The following is an 18,810-nucleotide window of genomic DNA, read 5'->3' on the forward strand; positions in this document are numbered from 1 at the left end:
GCGCGGCAATGAGGAAACTCTTGCAATTGGCCTATGGAGTATTGAAGTCAGGAATGAAATTCAATGCAGAAATCCGTCTTGCCAACTAAGGTGACAAGACGGTATCTTGATTGCCGATCTTCACACTGAAAGAAAGAAAACCCAAGCCAAAGCAATCAACCAACAAAGCTATCTTTTGACGTTAACAAACATCAATCTGATATCAACCGAAACCTGCGCCGAGCCGGTTTTAAACAACACAACAGCTGAAGCTGCCGAGCAGCATGCTCAGAACAAACATTCAGCGCGGTTGCAGGTGCTCGCTCAAGCACCTGCCCAAAAATCACCCCTCGTGTAATCCACACTCCCGCTTTAACCCAAAGAACCGCGTTTCTTCCTCACTCATGCCCGGTTCCCATTTCCGCGTTGTATGGGTGTCCCCAACGGATAAATATCCCTGATCCCGTAACGGGTGGTAGCCCAGATCGTGATCCTGCAGATATTGGAAAATCTGCTTATTGTCCCAATCGATAATCGGCAGGATCTTGAACACGCCGCGCTGAATCGCCAGCACCGGCAACGTTGCGCGGCTGCCTGACTGCTCACGGCGCACACCCGCAAACCAGGTCTTTGCACCAAGGGATTCAAGGGCGCGGTTCATCGGCTCGACTTTATTGAGCTGATTGTAACGCTCGATCCCTTCAACGCCCTGATCCCACAACTTGCCATAACGTGCTTCCTGCCAGGCCGGGGAGTGCTCTGCGCGAAAGACCTGCAAATTCAATTGCAACTGATCGGTCAGTGCATCAATAAACTGGTAGGTCTCCGGGAACAAATACCCCGTATCCGTCAGGATTACCGGAATATCCGGACGCTGCCGGGTCACCAGATGCAAACACACCGCCGCCTGAATGCCAAAACTGGAAGAAAGCACAAACTCGCCCGGGAGATTCTCCAGCGCCCAACTCACGCGCTCTTGCGCAGTGAGTTTCTCAAGCCGACCATTCAGCTCAGCCATCGCCAGTACTTGCCCAGACTTCGGCAACGCATTCAATTCTGTAAGATCGATGTTGGACATCGCGTTCTCCGTCAGTCGTAAAAGTCTCGCGCCGGATCGAGAACCGGTTTAATGATACCCGCGCGAATCACGTAGTCACCGAATCCTTCGTTGTCTTTGCGATCCTTCGCCCAATGGCCAACCAGATCGTCGATAATGCCGAGGATCTCTTCGTCGCTGATATTCTCGCGGTACATGCGCGGAATACGCGTCCCTTCGCGATTACCACCCAGATGCAGGTTGTAACGGCCCATGGCTTTGCCCACCAGACCGATCTCTGCCAGCATCGCGCGGCCACAGCCGTTCGGACAGCCGGTTACGCGCAAAATAATATGTTCATTGCCAACGCCGTGCCCATGCATGATCCCTTCCACTTTGGTCACAAACTCCGGCAGGAAACGTTCGGCTTCCGCCATCGCCAGCGGACAGGTCGGGAAGGAGACGCAGGCCATCGAGTTTTTGCGCTGCTCACTGACGCTGTCATCGATCAGACCGTGATCGCGCGCCAGTGCCTCAATGCGGGCTTTATCTTTTTCGGCCACGCCAGCCACAATCAGATTCTGGTTGGCCGTCAGCCGGAAATCGCCTTTATGGATGCGTGCAATCTCTGCCAGGCCGGTTTTCAATGGGCGGCCCGGATAATCCAGGATTCGGCCATTCTCGATAAATAACGTCAGATGCCATTTCTTATCAACACCCTTCACCCAACCAATGCGATCGCCACGCCCGGTGAATTCATATGCGCGAACGGGGGCAAACGTAATACCTGCTCGCTTTTCAACTTCTTCTTTGAACGTCTCAACGCCCACGCGCTCAAGCGTATATTTGGTTTTGGCATTCTTACGGTCGGTTCGGTTACCCCAGTCACGCTGTGTAGTCACAACGGCTTCAGCAACGGCCAGCGTATTCTGCAGGGGAATATAACCCAGCTCGCTGGCAGTGCGCGGATAGGTCGCCTTGTCACCATGGGCGATAGACAAACCACCGCCGACCAGAACATTAAAGCCCACCAGCTTGCCGTTATCGGCAATGGCAATGAAATTCAAATCGTTAGCGTGCAGATCGACATCATTCTGCGGCGGGATCACCACGGTGGTTTTGAATTTACGCGGCAGATACGTGGCTCCAAGGATCGGTTCCTCATCGGTCGTCTCTACTTTTTCCTGATCCAGCCAGATCTCTGCGTAGGCGCGGGTACGCGGCAACAAATGTTCAGAGATCTTCTTCGCCCATTCCCAGGCTTCCAGATGAAGTTCTGACTCGACCGGATTCGACGTACACAGCACGTTACGGTTCACGTCATTGGCGGTCGCCAGCGCGTCCAGCCCCAGTTGATTGAGCAACTGATGCGCCGGTTTGACGTTCGGTTTCAGAATGCCGTGGAACTGAAAAGTCTGGCGGTTGGTGATGCGGATGCTGCCATATAGCGTGCTTTCCGCGGCATATTTATCGATACCCAGCCACTGCTGAGGCGTCATCACGCCGCCCGGCAAGCGGCAGCGCAGCATCATCGCGTGGCGTGCATCAAGTTTCTGTTCGGTTCGCTCGGCGCGGATATCGCGGTCGTCCTGCTGGTACATGCCGTGAAAACGGATCAGCAGAAAGTTGTCGCCGTTAAAACCGCCGGTCAGGCCATCCTTGAGATCTTCTGCAATGGTGCCGCGCAGAAAATTACTCTCTTTCTTGAGGCGTTCCGCGTCGGTCAGTTTGCCTGCAACGACCAGAGGTCCGGGGTGTTTTTCGCTCATTATTTTATTACCCTTAGTACACATCACGCTGATAACGGCGCTCAAGGCGCAGCTCACTTAAAAATTCGTCGGCTTGCTCGGTATCCATTGCACCCTGCTCGGCCACTACGTCCAGTAACGCCTGCTCGACGTCTTTTGCCATGCGATTGGCGTCGCCACAGACATAAATGTGCGCGCCCTGCTGTATCCAACGCCACAGCTCTGGGCCCTTTTCACGCAGTTTGTCCTGAACGTAGATTTTATGTTTTTGATCCCGCGACCAGGCCAGATCGATATTCGTCAGCAGACCTTCTTTCACGTAGCGTTGCCATTCGACCTGATAAAGGAAGTCTTCAGTAAAATGTGGATTGCCGAAGAACAGCCAGTTTGGACCGCTGGCACCGTCCGCCTCACGCTGCTGCATAAAGGCACGGAAAGGGGCGATCCCCGTTCCAGGACCAATCATAATCACCGGCGCATCCGGATTGGCGGGCAGGCGGAAATTATCGTTGTGTTCAATGAAAACGCGGATCGCAGCGTCTTCTTCCAGGCGATCCGCCAGATATCCGGAAGCACCGCCCGTGCGACTACGCCCCTCAATGTCATAACGCACCGCTCCCACCGTGATATGCACTTCGGTCTCGGTTTCTGCCTGCGAGGAGGCGATGGAATAGAGGCGCGGCGTCAACGGACGCAGGAGATCGATCAGTTGCTGGGCATCCAGTTCGGTCGGTGCCTGACGCACCATATCCACGATCGGCGTGTTCTGCGCGTAGTGCTGCAATTTACTTTTGTCTGTCAGTAGCGCCGTCAGGTTTTCATTGCGCGACAGCACAGAATATTTATCGACGATCACCGTGGTGTTTTGCGTCAGCTCAAAGTGCCCGATCAGCGCCTCACGCAGCGGCATCGATTTGCCTTCTACCTGAACAGACTCGTCGCCTTTCAGCCACAGCAGCGCCACCAGTTCATCCACCAGAGCCGGGTCATTTTCAAACCATACACCGAGTGCATCACCCGGCTGGTAACGTAAGCCTGAGTCAGCCAGATCAATCTCGATATGGCGCACATCCTTTTCGGAGTTACGGCCAGTAATCTTCTGGTTTACCGCAAATGACGCGGTCAGGGGCTGTTCTTTGCTATAAGGGCTGGACGTCACTTCATTGACGGTTCCCACCTGCGCAGCCTGTAGCGAAGCGCTGGATTCGGCAGGTGCACGGGACTTCAGCACCTCAACCACCTGCTTGCGCCACTGTTCGGCCAGCGGTTGGTATTCAACGTCAGCATCCACGCGATCCAGCAGGCGTTCCGCTCCCAGCTCGGCCAATTTACTATCGAAATCTTTACCAGACTGACAGAAATGTTCGTAAGACGTGTCACCCAAGCCAAATACGGCAAACGCGGTATCGGTGAGTTTCGGCGCTTTCTTTGAATGAAGGAATTTATGCAGCGCGACCGCTTCTTCCGCCGGTTCACCTTCCCCTTGCGTAGACGCCACCACGACCAGTAATTTTTCCTGCGCAATCTGCTTGAATTTATAGTCACCCGCATTGACCAGATTGACGTTCAATTTTGCGGCCAGAAGATCGTCACGCAGTTGTTCCGCCAAACGGCGCGCGTTGCCGGTCTGCGAGGCCGAGAGCAGCGTAATACTGGCGGCCACAGGTGCGACAGCAGGAAGTGCAGCAGTGACTCCGGGTTGCTGATTAACCATTCCCCAGAAATAACCAGAGAGCCAGGCCAGTTGCGTGGGTGAAAATTCACCAATCGCTGTTTGCAAGCGAGCCAATTGCTCGGGTGTTAACGGGAGCAAAGATGTTGGAGGAGCCTGAGTCGTCATCGCGGTACGAATTCCCTTATGCGTTAGCCAGTGTGGGTCGGGGGGTAGGTGGTGTCTAAGGTTACCGAGTGGAATAGTAACAATTAAATAAGGGATGGAAATATATAATAACCAAAATGACTAAGCTGATTTTTAGGTAAGCCATACGTATAAAAGTGGTAGATATGAGTTTTTATCCGCTTGAAAAAGATGAACATTTTTAAAACTTTCTTTAAAGCCCCTGTTTTTTCTGTCTATTTAACAAAAACCGCGATCTGCTGTTTGATAAAAATTCATCCAAATCCCCAGACTTAAGGTGGTCGTATTGCGCACTTCAGTACAGAACACATGGCGGGAAAGCGCGGTTTCCGGTAGTATGCGGCGGTTTTTGAGTCAATGAGGCCGTCAAATGGCAACCACGCTTTTTAAAGATTTTCAGTTTGAAGCCGCCCACCGGCTGCCACATGTGCCTGAAGGCCACAAATGCGGTCGCCTGCATGGTCACTCGTTTATGGTTCGTCTGGAAATTACCGGTGAAGTCGATGCACATACCGGCTGGATAATGGATTTTTCCGAGCTGAAAGCCCTGTTTAAACCAACCTGGGAACGTCTGGATCATCACTATCTGAACGATATTCCTGGCCTGGAGAATCCGACCAGTGAAGTGCTGGCTGCCTGGATTTGGCAGCAGTTAAAACCTCAGTTACCCGAACTGAGCGCCGTGATGGTCAAAGAGACCTGCACTGCGGGCTGCGTCTACACGGGTGAATAGCCAAGGGTGCAGCGGCAAAGTCGGTGTAAACGACACACCGACCCATCCTGAATCAGGCGATATTGAGATATTTGTGGGTTTGCATTGAGAGGCGCCAGTTACGCGCGATGCAGGTTTCTATGCACAGGCGGGTGGCGTCTTCTTTCTGGCTGATCGGTTGCAATGCGACGATCCGTTGTTTTTCGTCATCAAGCGTGGCGAGCAATTCATCCAATGCATCAATGTCGCGCTGGCGCGCCACCGGATGTTTTATCTCATCGGCACGTTTCAGCGCCTGATCGATCACTTTCATTCCACCGCGCATATTCACCTTTGGCGACACCGTCACCCAGGTGTGGGGGGAACAGCGTACCTCATGGGTTCCGCTGGTTTCGATCTGGCAGCCAAAACCGTTTTTTTCCAACAGCATGGTCAACGGCATAAGATCATGAATACAGGGTTCGCCGCCGGTAATCACGATGTGGCGCGCGGTATATCCCTGCTGTTCGATTGTCGCCAGCAGTTCTTCGGAACTGGCTGCGCCCCAACCGTCGTTTTCCTGCGTTTTTACCAATACCTGATCCAGGGTAATTTCACGTTCAGCAAGTTGATCCCAGGTGTGCTTGGTATCACACCAGCTACAACCCACCGGGCATCCTTGCAGGCGAATGAATATGGCGGGAACGCCGGTAAAAAAACCTTCCCCTTGCAAGGTCTGGAACATCTCATTAATCGGGTACTGCATCAGTATCTCAATAATTATCTGGTTGAACGTTAATTATCGCAGATTCCCGCGCACACACCAAACTCTCAGTACAGCGTCACGCCAGAGGAAAAAAGTCGAAAAAAAACCCGCCGAAGCGGGTTTGCAAAAAGTGGGACAGCGCAGTAATTACTGGCCTTTCACTTCTTTCAGACCGTTGAATGGTGCACGGCTACCCAGTGCTTCTTCAATACGGATAAGTTGGTTGTATTTGGCAACGCGGTCAGAACGGCTCATGGAACCGGTTTTGATCTGGCCTGCAGCAGTACCGACAGCCAGGTCAGCAATGGTTGCATCTTCAGTTTCACCAGAGCGGTGAGAGATAACGGCAGTGTAACCCGCGTCTTTTGCCATCTTGATAGCAGCCAGAGTTTCGGTCAGGGAACCGATCTGGTTGAATTTGATCAGGATGGAGTTGGCGATGCCTTTTTCGATCCCTTCTTTCAGGATCTTGGTGTTGGTTACGAACAGATCGTCACCAACCAATTGGATTTTGTCGCCCAGTACTTTGGTCTGGTAAGCAAAACCGTCCCAATCAGATTCGTCCAGACCGTCTTCGATAGAAACGATTGGGTAATCTTTGGTCAGGCCTTCCAGGAAGTGGGTGAACTCTTCGGAGGTGAACGCTTTGTTGTTCTCACCAGCCAGCACATATTTGCCGTCTTTGTAGAACTCGGAAGCCGCGCAGTCCATCGCCAGAGTGATGTCTTTGCCCAGCTCGTAGCCTGCCGCTTTAACCGCTTCAGCGATGACAGCCAGTGCTTCTGCGTTGGAACCCAGGTTTGGCGCGTAGCCACCTTCGTCACCAACAGCAGTACCCATGCCCTTGGATTTCAGAACTTTTGCCAGGGTGTGGAACACTTCAGAACCCATACGTACAGCTTCTTTCAGGGTTTTGGCGCCAACAGGCTGGATCATGAATTCCTGGATGTCGACGTTGTTGTCGGCGTGCTCACCACCATTGATGATGTTCATCATTGGCAGAGGCATAGAGAATTGACCCGGGGTACCATTCAGTTCAGCGATGTGCTCATACAGCGGCATACCTTTAGAGGCAGCAGCGGCTTTGGCAGCAGCCAGAGAAACAGCCAGAATGGCGTTGGCACCAAACTTGGATTTGTTTTCTGTTCCGTCCAGATCGATCATGATCTTATCGATGTTAGCCTGGTCTTTCGCGTCTTTACCCTTCACAGCGTCAGCAATCGGACCATTTACTGCAGCAACGGCTTTGGTTACGCCTTTGCCCAGGAAACGGGATTTGTCACCGTCACGCAGTTCCAGTGCTTCACGGGAACCGGTAGATGCACCTGAAGGCGCAGCAGCCAGACCTACAAAACCACCTTCCAGGTGAACTTCGGCTTCTACAGTCGGGTTACCACGGGAGTCGATGATTTCGCGACCGATGACTTTAACGATTTTGGACATTAGGTTTTCCTCAGTACAAGTTAAACTAAAACTCCAGAAAAACGGCCCTGACCACTCAGCACCGCTTCCCCTGTATTTTATTTCACCTGGCGCTTCTGATACTCACCGGCAGCTTTCACAAAGCCTGCGAACAACGGGTGACCATCACGCGGCGTCGACGTAAACTCCGGGTGGAACTGGCAAGCAACAAACCACGGATGGTTTGGCAGCTCTATGATTTCCACCAGATTGTTATCGGCTGAGCGCCCGGCAACACGTAAACCAGCAGCTTCAATTTGCTTCAACAGCATATTGTTGACTTCATAACGATGGCGATGACGCTCAACGATAGTCGGTTCACCGTACAACTCGCGAACCCGGCTACCGTCGGTCAGGTGGCATTGCTGCCCGCCTACACGCATGGTACCGCCTAAATCACTCTCTTCTGAGCGCACTTCAACGTTACCGTCTTCGTCGCGCCATTCGGTGATCAACGCGACCACCGGGTACTTACAGTCTGGCACAAATTCAGTGGAGTTTGCGTTTTCCATACCCACCACATTGCGGGCAAACTCCATCAGTGCAACTTGCATACCCAGGCAAATGCCCAGATAAGGAATATTATTTTCCCGTGCATAACGGGCGGTGGCGACCTTCCCTTCGACACCACGGTAGCCAAAACCACCTGGGATCAGGATGGCATCCAGACCTTTCAGCAATTCTACACCACGAGTCTCAACATCTTGTGAGTCAATTAACTTTATATTGACCGTAAGCCGGTTTTTTAACCCACCGTGCTTAAGCGCTTCAATCACAGATTTGTAGGCATCAGGCAATTCAACGTATTTACCGATCATGCCGATGGTCACTTCACCACCAGGATTGGCTTCTTCGTAAATCACTTGTTCCCATTCTGCCAGATTTGCGGCTTCACAGTTTAAGCTGAATCGTTTACAAATATAATCATCAAGACCCTGTGATTTCAAGAGCCCCGGAATTTTATAAATGGAATCAACGTCTTTAAGTGAAATCACCGCTTTTTCTGGCACATTGCAGAATAATGCGATTTTTGCCCGCTCATTGGCAGGCACCGCACGATCTGAACGGCAAATCAGCACATCTGGCTGAATACCGATAGAAAGCAGTTCTTTAACGGAATGCTGGGTAGGTTTGGTTTTCACTTCACCGGCCGCAGCCAGGTAAGGAACCAGCGTCAAATGCATATACAGCGTGTGCTCACGACCCACTTCAACGGCCATCTGGCGGATAGCTTCGAGGAATGGCAGGGATTCGATATCCCCCACGGTGCCACCTACTTCGACCAGCACCACATCATGCCCCTCACCGCCTTCGATAATGCGTTCTTTGATCGCGTTGGTGATGTGTGGAATTACCTGAATGGTCGCGCCGAGATAGTCGCCACGGCGTTCTTTGCGCAGAACGTCGGAATAGATGCGCCCCGCAGTAAAGTTATTGCGGCGAGTCATTTTAGTGCGGATAAAACGTTCGTAGTGACCGAGATCGAGATCGGTTTCTGCGCCGTCTTCGGTGACGAAAACTTCCCCATGCTGAGTCGGGCTCATGGTGCCCGGGTCCACGTTGATGTACGGGTCCAGTTTCATGATGGTAACGTTGAGGCCACGGGCTTCGAGAATAGCCGCCAGAGAGGCTGCGGCAATGCCTTTACCCAGAGAGGATACGACCCCGCCGGTCACAAAAATATAATTAGTTGTCATGCTGAACCTGAGAGTTTAGGTTTAAAGACGATGGAAGAACCAAGACGGGAAAGTAGTATACCCGAACCTTGGTTGCCCCACAATTGCTCGTTTTAAGCCCCTAAGGCGTTATTGCAGGCTTTCAGACCCGTTTCCCACCCCTTACCCCCTCGCTAACACCTTAATTACAGGCATTTTATTGTCTTTTCAGCCACTGTCATGAGTGACGCAGATTCGCTATAGATAATTCCACATTGCAGGGGCTGAGCCGGCTTAACCCTGCTCTTTTTTCACCTGCTGCCAGAACACTTCCATCTGCTCCAGCGTGGCATCGTTCATCGTCATTCCCGCTTGCGCAACGAGCTCCTCGACCCGACGGAAACGACGTTCGAATTTGCGGTTGGCCGCCTGTAAGGCGTCTTCTGCTTTATGGCCCAAATGACGGGAAAGATTAACCGTCGCAAACAGCAAATCACCGATTTCCTCGCCCAGTTTCTCTTCATCAACGACGGCCTGGGTGGCTTCGTGCATCACTTCGTCAATCTCTTCATACACTTTGCCCAGCACTGGCCCCAACGTATCCCAGTCAAAACCGACTGCCGCGCAGCGCTTCTGGATCTTATGGGCTTTCATCAGTGCAGGCAGCGTCTGCGGAATATCATCCAGCGCTGAAAAGAGGGCTTTATCCGCGCGCTCCTGCGATTTGGTCTGTTCCCATTTGGAGAGCGCCTCATCGCTGCTGATCTTCAGTTCCGTGGCGAAAATATGCGGATGACGGCGCTCGAGTTTATCGCTGATGGCGTTGCACACCTGATCGAAATCAAACAGCCCTTGCTCACTGCCCATTTGGGCATAAAAGACCACCTGGAACAGTAAATCGCCTAACTCATCGCGAAGATCGGCATAATCTTCCCGCTGAATCGCATCAAGTACCTCATAAGTTTCTTCAAGAGTATAAGGCGCGATGGTCGCAAAGGTCTGTTTGCGATCCCACGGACAACCCGTTTGCGGGTCGCGCAAGGTTTTCATGATAGTAAGCAGGCGTTGCAGGGCGGTGTCAGTCATGGTTGGGCTCATTGTTTTAGCAAGTATGGAAAGTTTTAGCGAATGTGGAAAGTTGGCAATGTAACAGGGGCCGGACATTGTACACATTCCAGCCCCTGTTTTTATAAGACAAAGTGAGAATCAGGTACCGTATAGCCGCTTGGCATCTATCACATCCGGCAATTGGTTGAGCTTGGCGATAACCCGCCCCAACACCTGCAGGTTGTAAATCTCGATATCCATATCGATGGTTGCCAACTGTTTTTTGGTGTCACTCCTGCTGGCCACGCCAAGCACGTTCACCTTTTCATTGGCGAGGATGGTGGTGATGTCGCGCAGCAACCCACTGCGATCGTTGGCCGTGACGCGTACCACCAGCGAATAACCGCTGGAGTAGCTTTCACCCCAGACCGCATCAACGATTCTCTCCGGCGCATGTGAACGCAGTTCTTCAAGCTGATCGCAATCTGCACCGTGGATCGAAATCCCCCGCCCCTGAGTGATAAATCCAACGATTTCATCGCCAGGGATCGGCTGGCAGCAGCGCGCGATATGGTGCATCAGATTGCCGACACCTTCGACCACGACGCGACCATTGTCTTTCTTCGAAGAGCCGCGCTGCGGCGGTGGCGTCGTTTTCTGCGTCAACTGGCGCAGCGCCTGTTTGTCCAGCTCTTCCGCACTCGGTTTATTCAGGTGCGACTGCAGGTAGTTGGCCATCTGATTGATGCGGATATCACCGCTGCCAATCGCCGCCAACACTTCATCCATCGAATTCATGTTATAGCGCGGGATCAGCAGTTTTTCTGCTTCTCTCAGGCTGATACCGAGACGCCCCAATTCATCATCCAGCAGTTGTTTACCGGCGATGATATTTTTGTCGCGATCCTGTCTGCGGAACCAGTTATGTACCTTGGAGCGGCCACGGCTGGTCGTAATGTAACCCAGGTTGGGATTCAACCAGTCGCGACTCGGGTTTGGTTGTTTCTGGGTGATGATTTCGATCTGATCGCCCATCTGCAACTGATAGGTAAACGGCACTATACGACCGCCGATCTTGGCGCCAATACAGCGGTGACCCACATCGCTATGAATGTGATAGGCGAAATCGAGTGGCGTCGAGCCAGCCGGCAAATCGATCACATCGCCTTTTGGCGTAAATACGTAAACCCGATCGTCAAACACCTGACTGCGCACCTCATCCAGCATCTCACCAGAATCGGCCATCTCTTCCTGCCACGCGATCAGTTTACGCAGCCACGCGATACGCTCTTCGTAACCGGTACGCGCCCCGGCAGCGACCACGGTACCTTCTTTGTATTTCCAGTGCGCGGCGACACCCAGCTCTGCATCTTCATGCATCTGGCGGGTACGGATCTGGATTTCCAACGTTTTGCCACGCGGTCCCAGAACGACGGTATGGATCGACTGATAACCATTCGGTTTGGGGTTGGCCACGTAGTCATCAAATTCATCCGGCAGATGGCGATAGTGGGTATGCACGATGCCCAGTGCGGCATAGCAATCCTGCAACCGTTCGACCACCACGCGGACTGCGCGGACATCGTAGAGTTCGTCAAACGAGAGCGCTTTCTTTTGCATCTTGCGCCAGATGCTGTAGATGTGTTTCGGGCGGCCATAAATCTCGACCTTGATGCCCTCTTCTTTCATCGCGTTGCGCAAGTTGCCAACAAAATCATCGATGTACTGTTCGCGATCGATGCGCCGCTCATGCAGCAGTTTGGCAATGCGTTTATATTCATCAGGGTGCAGGTAGCGGAAGCAGAAATCTTCCAGTTCCCACTTCAGTTGACCAATACCCAGCCGGTTCGCCAATGGCGCATAGATGTTGGTACATTCTTTGGCGGCGAGAACGCGCTCGTCTTCCGGCGCATCCTTGACCTCACGCAGGTGGGCGATACGTTCAGCCAGTTTCAGCACTACGCAGCGGAAATCTTCAACCATGGCCAGCAGCATACGGCGGACATTGTCCACCTGCTCGGAGGCCATCGAGTCATTTTGCGTCGCCTTCAACTGCCGGATGGCATCCATCTCGATCACACCGCGAACCAGCGCGGTAATTCCGGCACCGAAATGTTCGGTCAGCGTCGCTTCGTCAACAATGCCTTCGTTGACCAACGGAAACAGCAGCGCCGCGCGCATGCTGTCGTTGTCCATGCTGAGGGTCGAGAGGATTTCAACCATCTCCAATCCGCGCCATAGCAACAGCGACGCATCGGGGTGGTCCATGGTCTGTTGTTCGCAGTAACGCCAGGTTTCGGCTAAACGCTCACATGACTGCTGACTGGAAAGACCTAAACTTTCGATCCAGTTATCGAGTTCAAACTCGCCAGCTTTATTCAAATGCGCACTTCTTACCGCAACCATACCCTCTCCCTACTCTTCAGACTGGTTAATGAACAGAGCCATCGATTCCAGATGTCCCGTATGGGGGAACATATCCAGCATGCGCAATTGCGCCAATCGATAACCCGCCTCCAGCAAAATTTTACTGTCCCGCGCCAATGTGGCCGGATTACAGGAGACATAGACCACCCGTTTGGGTGCAAGTGTGGCAATGTGTGGCATCACTCCGGGGGCACCCGCCCGCGCCGGATCGAGCAACACTTTCTCAAAATCTTGTGTCGCCCACTGCTGCCACGTCGTTTCATCTTCAAGATTTGCATGGAAGAAAGAAACATTATTCACCAAATTAATACGAGCATTATACTGTGCATTCGCCACCAGGGTAGTCACACCTTCTACCCCAACGACCTCTTTTGCACACTTTGCTAACGGCAGGGTGAAATTCCCCATCCCACAGAACAGATCCAGCACCCGCTGTGGGCTGCGAATCAGTAACTTTTTTATTTTGCCTTTGCTAAATTGGCGTTTATCCTCAGTAATCACGACTTCAGCCTGCTCTTCAGGGAGCAGGCCGGGGATAAAAATGGCCTTGCCTCTATGCCGCGCAACACCTTGCCCGAAGGCATCAAGGTCTGTCGCCGTCACACTTATTGTTTGTCGGGTCGTCACACGACGGTCCGGAGAGTAGAATTGAGCCATATTGTCGATTAAGCGCTGGTTCATTAAGCTTGCGTCAGCGACCAATTCTCCCACATTGGAATCACATGACCAAATATAGCCTTCGCGCACGGATGATGATCCTGATTTTAGCCCCCACGCTGCTGATTGGTTTGCTGCTCAGCACCTTCTTCGTGGTGCACCGCTACAATGAGCTGCAAAATCAATTAGTTGATTCAGGTGCCAGTATCATCGAACCCTTGGCGGTAGCCAGTGAATATGGCATGACGTTCAATAACCGCGAAGCAGTGAGACAGCTTGTCAGTCTTTTGCATCGTCGCCATTCCGACATTGTACGTTCGATCACGGTGTTCGATCACGACAATAAATTGTTTGTTACATCAAATTACCACCGCAATTACAGCCAGTTACAAATCAGCGATGGAATGCCAATCCCGAGCGAATTGATGCTGACGCGCTATGGCGACGAGTTGATCCTGCGCACGCCGATTATTTCTGAAAATAATTCTCCCGATGAAAATGACAACGCTTCCAGCCTGAAAAGCAATAGTCTCGGTTACATCGCCATTGAATTGGATTTGAATTCGGTGCGGTTACAGCAATACAAAGAAGTGTTTATTTCCACCCTTCTGTTGTTGTTGTGTCTGTGTATCGCCATTCTTTTCGCCTACCGGTTGATGCGTGATGTCACGGGGCCAATCCGCAATATGGTCAATACCGTCGATCGCATCCGCCGCGGGCAATTGGACAGCCGGGTTGAAGGGCATATGCTCGGTGAACTGGATATGCTGAAAAACGGCATCAACTCGATGGCGATGTCGCTGACGGCCTATCACGAAGAGATGCAGCAGAATATTGATCAGGCCACCTCCGATCTGCGGGAAACGCTGGAACAGATGGAGATCCAGAACGTCGAACTGGATCTGGCGAAAAAACGCGCTCAGGAAGCGGCGCGCATCAAATCTGAATTCCTCGCCAATATGTCCCATGAATTACGTACCCCGCTCAATGGCGTTATTGGGTTCACCCGCCAGACGCTCAAGACGGCGCTGTCACCCACGCAGTCTGACTATCTGCAAACCATTGAGCGTTCAGCCAATAATCTTCTGACTATCATTAATGATGTGCTCGACTTTTCCAAACTTGAAGCCGGGAAACTAGTTCTGGAACATATCCCGTTCTCGCTGCGCGAAACGCTGGATGAAGTCGTCGTACTGTTGGCTAACAGCGCCCATGAGAAGGGGCTTGAGCTCACCATCAACGTACAGAATAACGTGCCGGAATATGTCATTGGTGACTCGATGCGATTACAGCAGGTGGTGACCAATCTGCTGGGCAATGCGATTAAGTTCACTGAAAACGGCAATATCGATATCAACGTTGAGTTGCGTTCGCAGGACAATCTGCATGCCGAGTTGGAAGTGCAAATCCATGACACGGGTATCGGTATATCCGAACGCCAGCAGTCACAGCTTTTCCAGGCCTTCCGCCAGGCCGATGCGAGTATCTCCCGCCGGCACGGTGGTACCGGGCTTGGACTGGTCATCACCCAGAAACTGGTCAAAGAGATGGGCGGCGATATCAGTTTCTACAGTCAGCTTAATCGCGGGTCAACTTTCTGGTTCCACGTCAATATTGAACTGAATGACAACTATCTCGCCAGCCTTGGCGCGATGGATCGCCTGGAAGGCAAACGCCTGGCCTATGTGGAGTTGAATCCTGCCGCAGCCAAAGCCACGCTCGAAATCCTGTCCACGACGCCATTGCACGTCACCCACGGTACGCATCTGGCGCAACTGCCCGAAGAGCATTTTGATATTCTGCTGCTCGGTGTTCCAGTCAAACTCCGGCAGATGCCGCCAAATTATCAGGACAGTCTGGACAAGATGCTGCAGATGTCGGATCGGGTCATTCTGGCGCTGCCAAGTCATTTGCAGATTGATGCTGAGGGATTGAAGCACAGCGGCGTGCAGGCCTGCCTGATTAAACCTGTTTCCAGCGTGCGATTGATGCCGTTACTGCTTGATTACCGGGAGCATGGTTCGCTGCCGGTACCCGAGGAGAAACGGGGGCCGCGGTTGCCGCTCACCGTCATGGCGGTTGATGATAATCCGGCCAACCTCAAACTCATCGGTGCCCTGCTTGAAGAACAGGTCGAACGCACTATTTTGTGCCACAGTGGCGTAGAGGCGATCGCTGTGGCGCGAGAACAGGATCTGGATGTCATTCTTATGGACATTCAGATGCCGGAAATAGATGGGATCCGCACCAGCGAATTGATCCACCAGCAACCGCGCCATACCAAGACGCCTATTGTGGCGGTCACCGCCCACGCGATCACCGGTGAGCGGGAATATCTGATGAAAGCGGGCATGGAAGATTATCTGGCTAAACCCATCGACGAAGCGATGCTCAAGCGTGTTCTGACGAGGCAATTGGCTTTCCCAAAACCGCCTCTTCCGCAACAGGATTTGATGAGCCCCGTGTCGAATGAGCCGCTCAAATCGCTCGACTGGCCGCTGGCGCTGCGTCAATCGGCCAATAAAGAGGATCTGGCGCGCGATCTGCTGCAAATGCTCGTCGAATTCCTGCCGCAGGTTAGCGATCGTGTGCATGCGATTATGGAGGGTGGCACCGATGACACCATGCTGGCGCTCATCCATAAACTGCACGGCAGTTGCAGCTATAGCGGCGTCCCGCGTTTGAAACAGATCTGTTTTTATATCGAGCAACGTCTGCGCCAGAATGCAAGAAATGAAGATCTCGAACCCGAATGGCTGGAGTTGCTTGATGAGATAGAAAACGTCTGCAACGCCGCCAAGATCCACCTGCAAAGTGACATCAAGCCAAAATAATGGGGACGCTGTCCCCGCGGTTCTCAGAACCAGGTAGCAACTAAATCTGTCACCTGGAACTGTTCATCCACCAGCAATAATTGACACCACTTATCAAATGTCAGGCAGGGATGCGATACATCAAACGCCAGCATATCTCCCACCCGGATGTCGGCGTTGGCAGGTACGGCCATAAAAGCGTGTTGATCCATCATATTGAAAATACGCCATTCGCTGTCAGCAACGCCAGGCGGGAGATCGGCTCCCGGCCTATAGTGCAAGGCGGCCTGTGGGAATCCGGCGTCGAAAGCCACATCTCGCTTACCCAGCCCAACAATAGCCAGCCCAGATTCAGGCAACGACTGCACATAGGCCCAAACTTGCAGCGCGGGCAGCAAACTCCCGTTCATTTCCCGGGCGACCGGGTTATTTGCCAGAATGCGCTCATTCGCCTGCTTATAAGCACCAACATCGTGGGTCAGATAACAGCCGGGTCGAAGCACCACATTAAGGGTATATCGCTGCGCGCTGTCCAGGTAAGGCGTAGCGAGCGTGAACTCCTGCGCCACAACGTCATACCAGGCAGAGCCCGCGCCAGTGAGGATCACCTCCGGTTCAGCGAACAGTCCGCGCTCAGCCAGAGCCTGCGTGCGCGATAAGGCGTGACGCAGAAAAGTGCGGATCGCCGCCTCATCCTTCATCACACCTTCATAAATTTCCACCCCCACCAGCGCCAGTGCATCAGGCCAGCGTGCGATCTCCGCAAGAATCTGCGCTTCCTGCTGCTCATTGCGGATCCCGGTACGTCCACCCGCCACGCCATACTCCAGCAAAATTCTCAGCGTTTGCTGTTGTGCGCTGAAAAATGCCCCCAGGGCCGCAACGTTATCTGCCGAATCCACAATGCAGGTAAAACTGAAACCGCTGTCTTCCCTCTGCAGTTTACTGATGATCGCCATATTGGCTTTGCCAACCAGTTGATTGGCCATAATCACCCGGCGAACACCGCACTGGAAAGCCGCATTGACCTGAGACGCGCTGGCGAGGGTAATTCCCCATGCGCCGTAATCGAGTTGGCGCTGAAACAGGGCCGGGCTCATGGTGGTTTTGCCGTGCGGAGCCAGCTTCAAACCATAACGCCCGATGAAATCGCGCATCCAGGCCAGATTGTGATTGATGCGCTCCTCCCGCAACACCGCCACCGGCAGACTGACGTCTTCGCGCAGGATATTCCAGTTCTGCGAAGCAACATCACCACACTGGGCATCGGCATTAAGATGACCCAATCCTTTGGTTTTCAGATTGATGGGTTGTGAGGAAAAGCGTGTTTCTGACATGGGGAAGCCTCCTGAAGAGTGTCAGACTACGCTAGCGTAAAACGCATAAGGAAGGAATGTGTTCTCATTAAAAGAAAGGGAAAATCGCGGTGCCGACCCGATATTGGGCAGCACCGGCGTCATTGCTATCGCGTCGGCTCTTATACGGCCAGATACGCTTTTGGGCGCTTATAGATTCTGCGCGAGTTTGATGGTTGCGGCGATATTTCTTGCCGTCATGCGTACGTTGTTGGCTGCATCATCCAACGCCTCTTCCAATGTGCAAATACTGTAAAGCACACTGAAAACAGCGTCGATACCATGCTCATGCACGATGCCTACGTCTTCAGTCAGGCTCCCTGCAATCCCAATGACCGGTTTGTTGTAACGTTTCGCTACCCGCGCAACGCCAATAGGGACTTTGCCATTAATGCTCTGGCTATCAATGCGTCCTTCACCTGTAATGACCAGCGTTGCGTCTTTCACTAACGCATCCAACCCCAGAGCCTCAGTAACGATCTCGATTCCCTGACGCAATTCAGCATGACAAAATGCCTGCAATGCTGCGCCCATCCCCCCTGCGGCGCCCGCACCGGGAACATTCTCGACCTTAATCCCCAGGTCTTTTTCAATAACCTGAGCATAGTGACGAAGGTAGCCGTCGAGTTGTTTTACCATCGCCGGGGTTGCGCCTTTCTGCGGACCGAAAATCGCGGATGCGCCGTCGTCCCCGGTCAGGGGATTGGTCACATCACAGGCCACCTCAAAACGACATTTCTGGATGCGCTTGTCCAACTGGCTGATATCGATGTGATCCAGATGGGCAAGTTCCCCCCCGCCATAACCAATCTGCTTCCCTTCCCTGGTTAACAGTCTGGCACCCAATGCCTGTACCATTCCTGCGCCACCGTCATTGGTCGCACTGCCGCCAATACCGATAATGCAGTGCTCCACACCATGATCCAGTGCACAGCGAATCAATTCCCCCGTACCATACGAGGTCGTTTTCAAGGGATTGCGTTTTGCGGCCGGAACGCGTTCCAACCCGCTGGCAGCAGCCATTTCGATAAATGCAGTCTTCTCATCACCTGACAGACCAAAGAACGCATCGGCCTTCTCACCGAGGGGGCCCGTAACGGTGACATTAATGATCTGTCCGCCGGTTGCGGCAACCATCGCTTCCACAGTCCCTTCGCCGCCATCGGCGACGGGCAGTTTGACGTACTCCGCCTGAGGGAAAATCTCCCGAAAACCGGCCTCGATTTGCGTCGCGACCTCCAGGGCAGACAGACTTTCTTTATATGAATCCGGTGCGATTACAATTTTCATACACTACCCGCGCCGCTGAGATAACTG

General features: G+C 52.8%; 14 protein-coding genes. 3 read left to right on the forward strand and 11 right to left on the reverse strand.

Annotated elements, in window-relative coordinates; translation table 11 throughout:
* Positions 1-106 precede the first annotated feature (106 nt).
* A complete protein-coding gene (locus DRI82_RS21660; protein WP_114195982.1) occupies positions 107-337 on the forward strand; it encodes a hypothetical protein in 231 nt (76 codons plus the stop codon).
* Here the strand turns inward: DRI82_RS21660 and DRI82_RS21665 are convergent.
* Genes DRI82_RS21665 through cysJ form a run of 3 tightly spaced genes read right to left on the reverse strand, consistent with a single transcriptional unit; the run spans position 323 to position 4,603 of the window.
* Positions 323-1,057, reverse strand: a complete 735-nt coding sequence (locus DRI82_RS21665; RefSeq protein WP_114195983.1) for a phosphoadenylyl-sulfate reductase — start codon at positions 1,055-1,057, stop codon at positions 323-325. The two genes, DRI82_RS21660 and DRI82_RS21665, sit on opposite strands and share 15 nt — an antisense overlap.
* Positions 1,058-1,068: 11 nt before the next feature.
* Positions 1,069-2,784 carry an assimilatory sulfite reductase (NADPH) hemoprotein subunit gene (gene cysI / locus DRI82_RS21670; RefSeq protein ID WP_114195984.1) on the reverse strand — a complete coding sequence of 572 codons (1,716 nt, stop codon included), beginning with the start codon at positions 2,782-2,784 and terminating at the stop codon, positions 1,069-1,071.
* A gap of 13 nt (positions 2,785-2,797) precedes the next feature.
* Positions 2,798-4,603, reverse strand: coding sequence for an NADPH-dependent assimilatory sulfite reductase flavoprotein subunit (gene cysJ, locus DRI82_RS21675; RefSeq protein WP_114195985.1), 1,806 nt, complete (start codon positions 4,601-4,603; stop codon positions 2,798-2,800).
* A 388-nt stretch (positions 4,604-4,991) separates the two neighbouring features.
* Between cysJ and queD the strand changes: the two genes are divergently transcribed.
* The gene (gene queD / locus DRI82_RS21680) at positions 4,992-5,354 is read left to right on the forward strand and encodes a 6-carboxytetrahydropterin synthase QueD (protein WP_114195986.1); all 363 of its coding nucleotides are present in this window, start codon (positions 4,992-4,994) and stop codon (positions 5,352-5,354) included.
* A gap of 52 nt (positions 5,355-5,406) precedes the next feature.
* On the opposite strand, the gene queE is transcribed toward queD, so the two are convergent.
* The 6 genes from queE to rlmD form a co-directional block, all read right to left on the reverse strand.
* On the reverse strand, positions 5,407-6,078 hold the full coding sequence (gene queE / locus DRI82_RS21685; protein WP_114195987.1) for a 7-carboxy-7-deazaguanine synthase QueE: 672 nt from the start codon (positions 6,076-6,078) through the stop codon (positions 5,407-5,409).
* A 147-nt stretch (positions 6,079-6,225) separates the two neighbouring features.
* Entirely contained in the window at positions 6,226-7,521 is a 1,296-nt protein-coding gene (gene eno / locus DRI82_RS21690) for a phosphopyruvate hydratase (RefSeq protein WP_114195988.1), read from the reverse strand.
* 77 nt (positions 7,522-7,598) lie between these two features.
* Positions 7,599-9,236, reverse strand: coding sequence for a glutamine hydrolyzing CTP synthase (gene pyrG / locus DRI82_RS21695; RefSeq protein WP_114195989.1), 1,638 nt, complete (start codon positions 9,234-9,236; stop codon positions 7,599-7,601).
* A gap of 252 nt (positions 9,237-9,488) precedes the next feature.
* Complete coding sequence (gene mazG / locus DRI82_RS21700; protein ID WP_114195990.1) at positions 9,489-10,280, reverse strand: nucleoside triphosphate pyrophosphohydrolase; 792 nt, start codon at positions 10,278-10,280, stop codon at positions 9,489-9,491.
* 120 nt (positions 10,281-10,400) lie between these two features.
* Positions 10,401-12,647 carry a GTP diphosphokinase gene (gene relA / locus DRI82_RS21705; RefSeq protein ID WP_114195991.1) on the reverse strand — a complete coding sequence of 749 codons (2,247 nt, stop codon included), beginning with the start codon at positions 12,645-12,647 and terminating at the stop codon, positions 10,401-10,403.
* Positions 12,648-12,656: 9 nt separating this feature from the next.
* Positions 12,657-13,325 (reverse strand): 23S rRNA (uracil(1939)-C(5))-methyltransferase RlmD, encoded by a 669-nt coding sequence (gene rlmD, locus DRI82_RS21710; protein ID WP_114196008.1) that lies wholly within the window; start codon positions 13,323-13,325, stop codon positions 12,657-12,659.
* Between the two features lie 65 nt (positions 13,326-13,390).
* On the opposite strand from rlmD, the gene barA reads away from it, so the two are divergent.
* Positions 13,391-16,159, forward strand: coding sequence for a two-component sensor histidine kinase BarA (barA, locus tag DRI82_RS21715; protein WP_114195992.1), 2,769 nt, complete (start codon positions 13,391-13,393; stop codon positions 16,157-16,159).
* 23 nt (positions 16,160-16,182) lie between these two features.
* Here barA and DRI82_RS21720 read toward each other — a convergent pair whose 3' ends face one another.
* Together DRI82_RS21720 and DRI82_RS21725 are read right to left on the reverse strand one after the other, a co-directional pair.
* Positions 16,183-17,475, reverse strand: a complete 1,293-nt coding sequence (locus tag DRI82_RS21720) for an amino acid deaminase (RefSeq protein ID WP_114195993.1) — start codon at positions 17,473-17,475, stop codon at positions 16,183-16,185.
* A gap of 168 nt (positions 17,476-17,643) precedes the next feature.
* Entirely contained in the window at positions 17,644-18,783 is a 1,140-nt protein-coding gene (locus DRI82_RS21725; protein ID WP_114195994.1) for a glycerate kinase, read from the reverse strand.
* Between the last annotated feature and the right edge of the window lie 27 nt (positions 18,784-18,810).

The sequence above is a fragment of the Edaphovirga cremea genome, from assembly GCF_003332275.1.
Taxonomy (GTDB): Bacteria; Pseudomonadota; Gammaproteobacteria; order Enterobacterales; family Enterobacteriaceae; genus Edaphovirga; species Edaphovirga cremea.

Coding starts and splice junctions, on each gene's coding strand:
- queD (WP_114195986.1), top strand. CDS start 4,992: ATGGCAACCACGCTTTTTAAAGATTTTCAGTTTGAAGCCGCCCACCGG.
- barA (WP_114195992.1), top strand. CDS start 13,391: ATGACCAAATATAGCCTTCGCGCACGGATGATGATCCTGATTTTAGCC.
- mazG (WP_114195990.1), bottom strand. CDS start 10,280: ATGACTGACACCGCCCTGCAACGCCTGCTTACTATCATGAAAACCTTG.
- cysJ (WP_114195985.1), bottom strand. CDS start 4,603: ATGACGACTCAGGCTCCTCCAACATCTTTGCTCCCGTTAACACCCGAG.
- cysI (WP_114195984.1), bottom strand. CDS start 2,784: ATGAGCGAAAAACACCCCGGACCTCTGGTCGTTGCAGGCAAACTGACC.
- DRI82_RS21665 (WP_114195983.1), bottom strand. CDS start 1,057: ATGTCCAACATCGATCTTACAGAATTGAATGCGTTGCCGAAGTCTGGG.
- DRI82_RS21720 (WP_114195993.1), bottom strand. CDS start 17,475: ATGTCAGAAACACGCTTTTCCTCACAACCCATCAATCTGAAAACCAAA.
- rlmD (WP_114196008.1), bottom strand. CDS start 13,325: ATGGCTCAATTCTACTCTCCGGACCGTCGTGTGACGACCCGACAAACA.
- eno (WP_114195988.1), bottom strand. CDS start 7,521: ATGTCCAAAATCGTTAAAGTCATCGGTCGCGAAATCATCGACTCCCGT.
- queE (WP_114195987.1), bottom strand. CDS start 6,078: ATGCAGTACCCGATTAATGAGATGTTCCAGACCTTGCAAGGGGAAGGT.
- pyrG (WP_114195989.1), bottom strand. CDS start 9,236: ATGACAACTAATTATATTTTTGTGACCGGCGGGGTCGTATCCTCTCTG.
- DRI82_RS21725 (WP_114195994.1), bottom strand. CDS start 18,783: ATGAAAATTGTAATCGCACCGGATTCATATAAAGAAAGTCTGTCTGCC.
- relA (WP_114195991.1), bottom strand. CDS start 12,647: ATGGTTGCGGTAAGAAGTGCGCATTTGAATAAAGCTGGCGAGTTTGAA.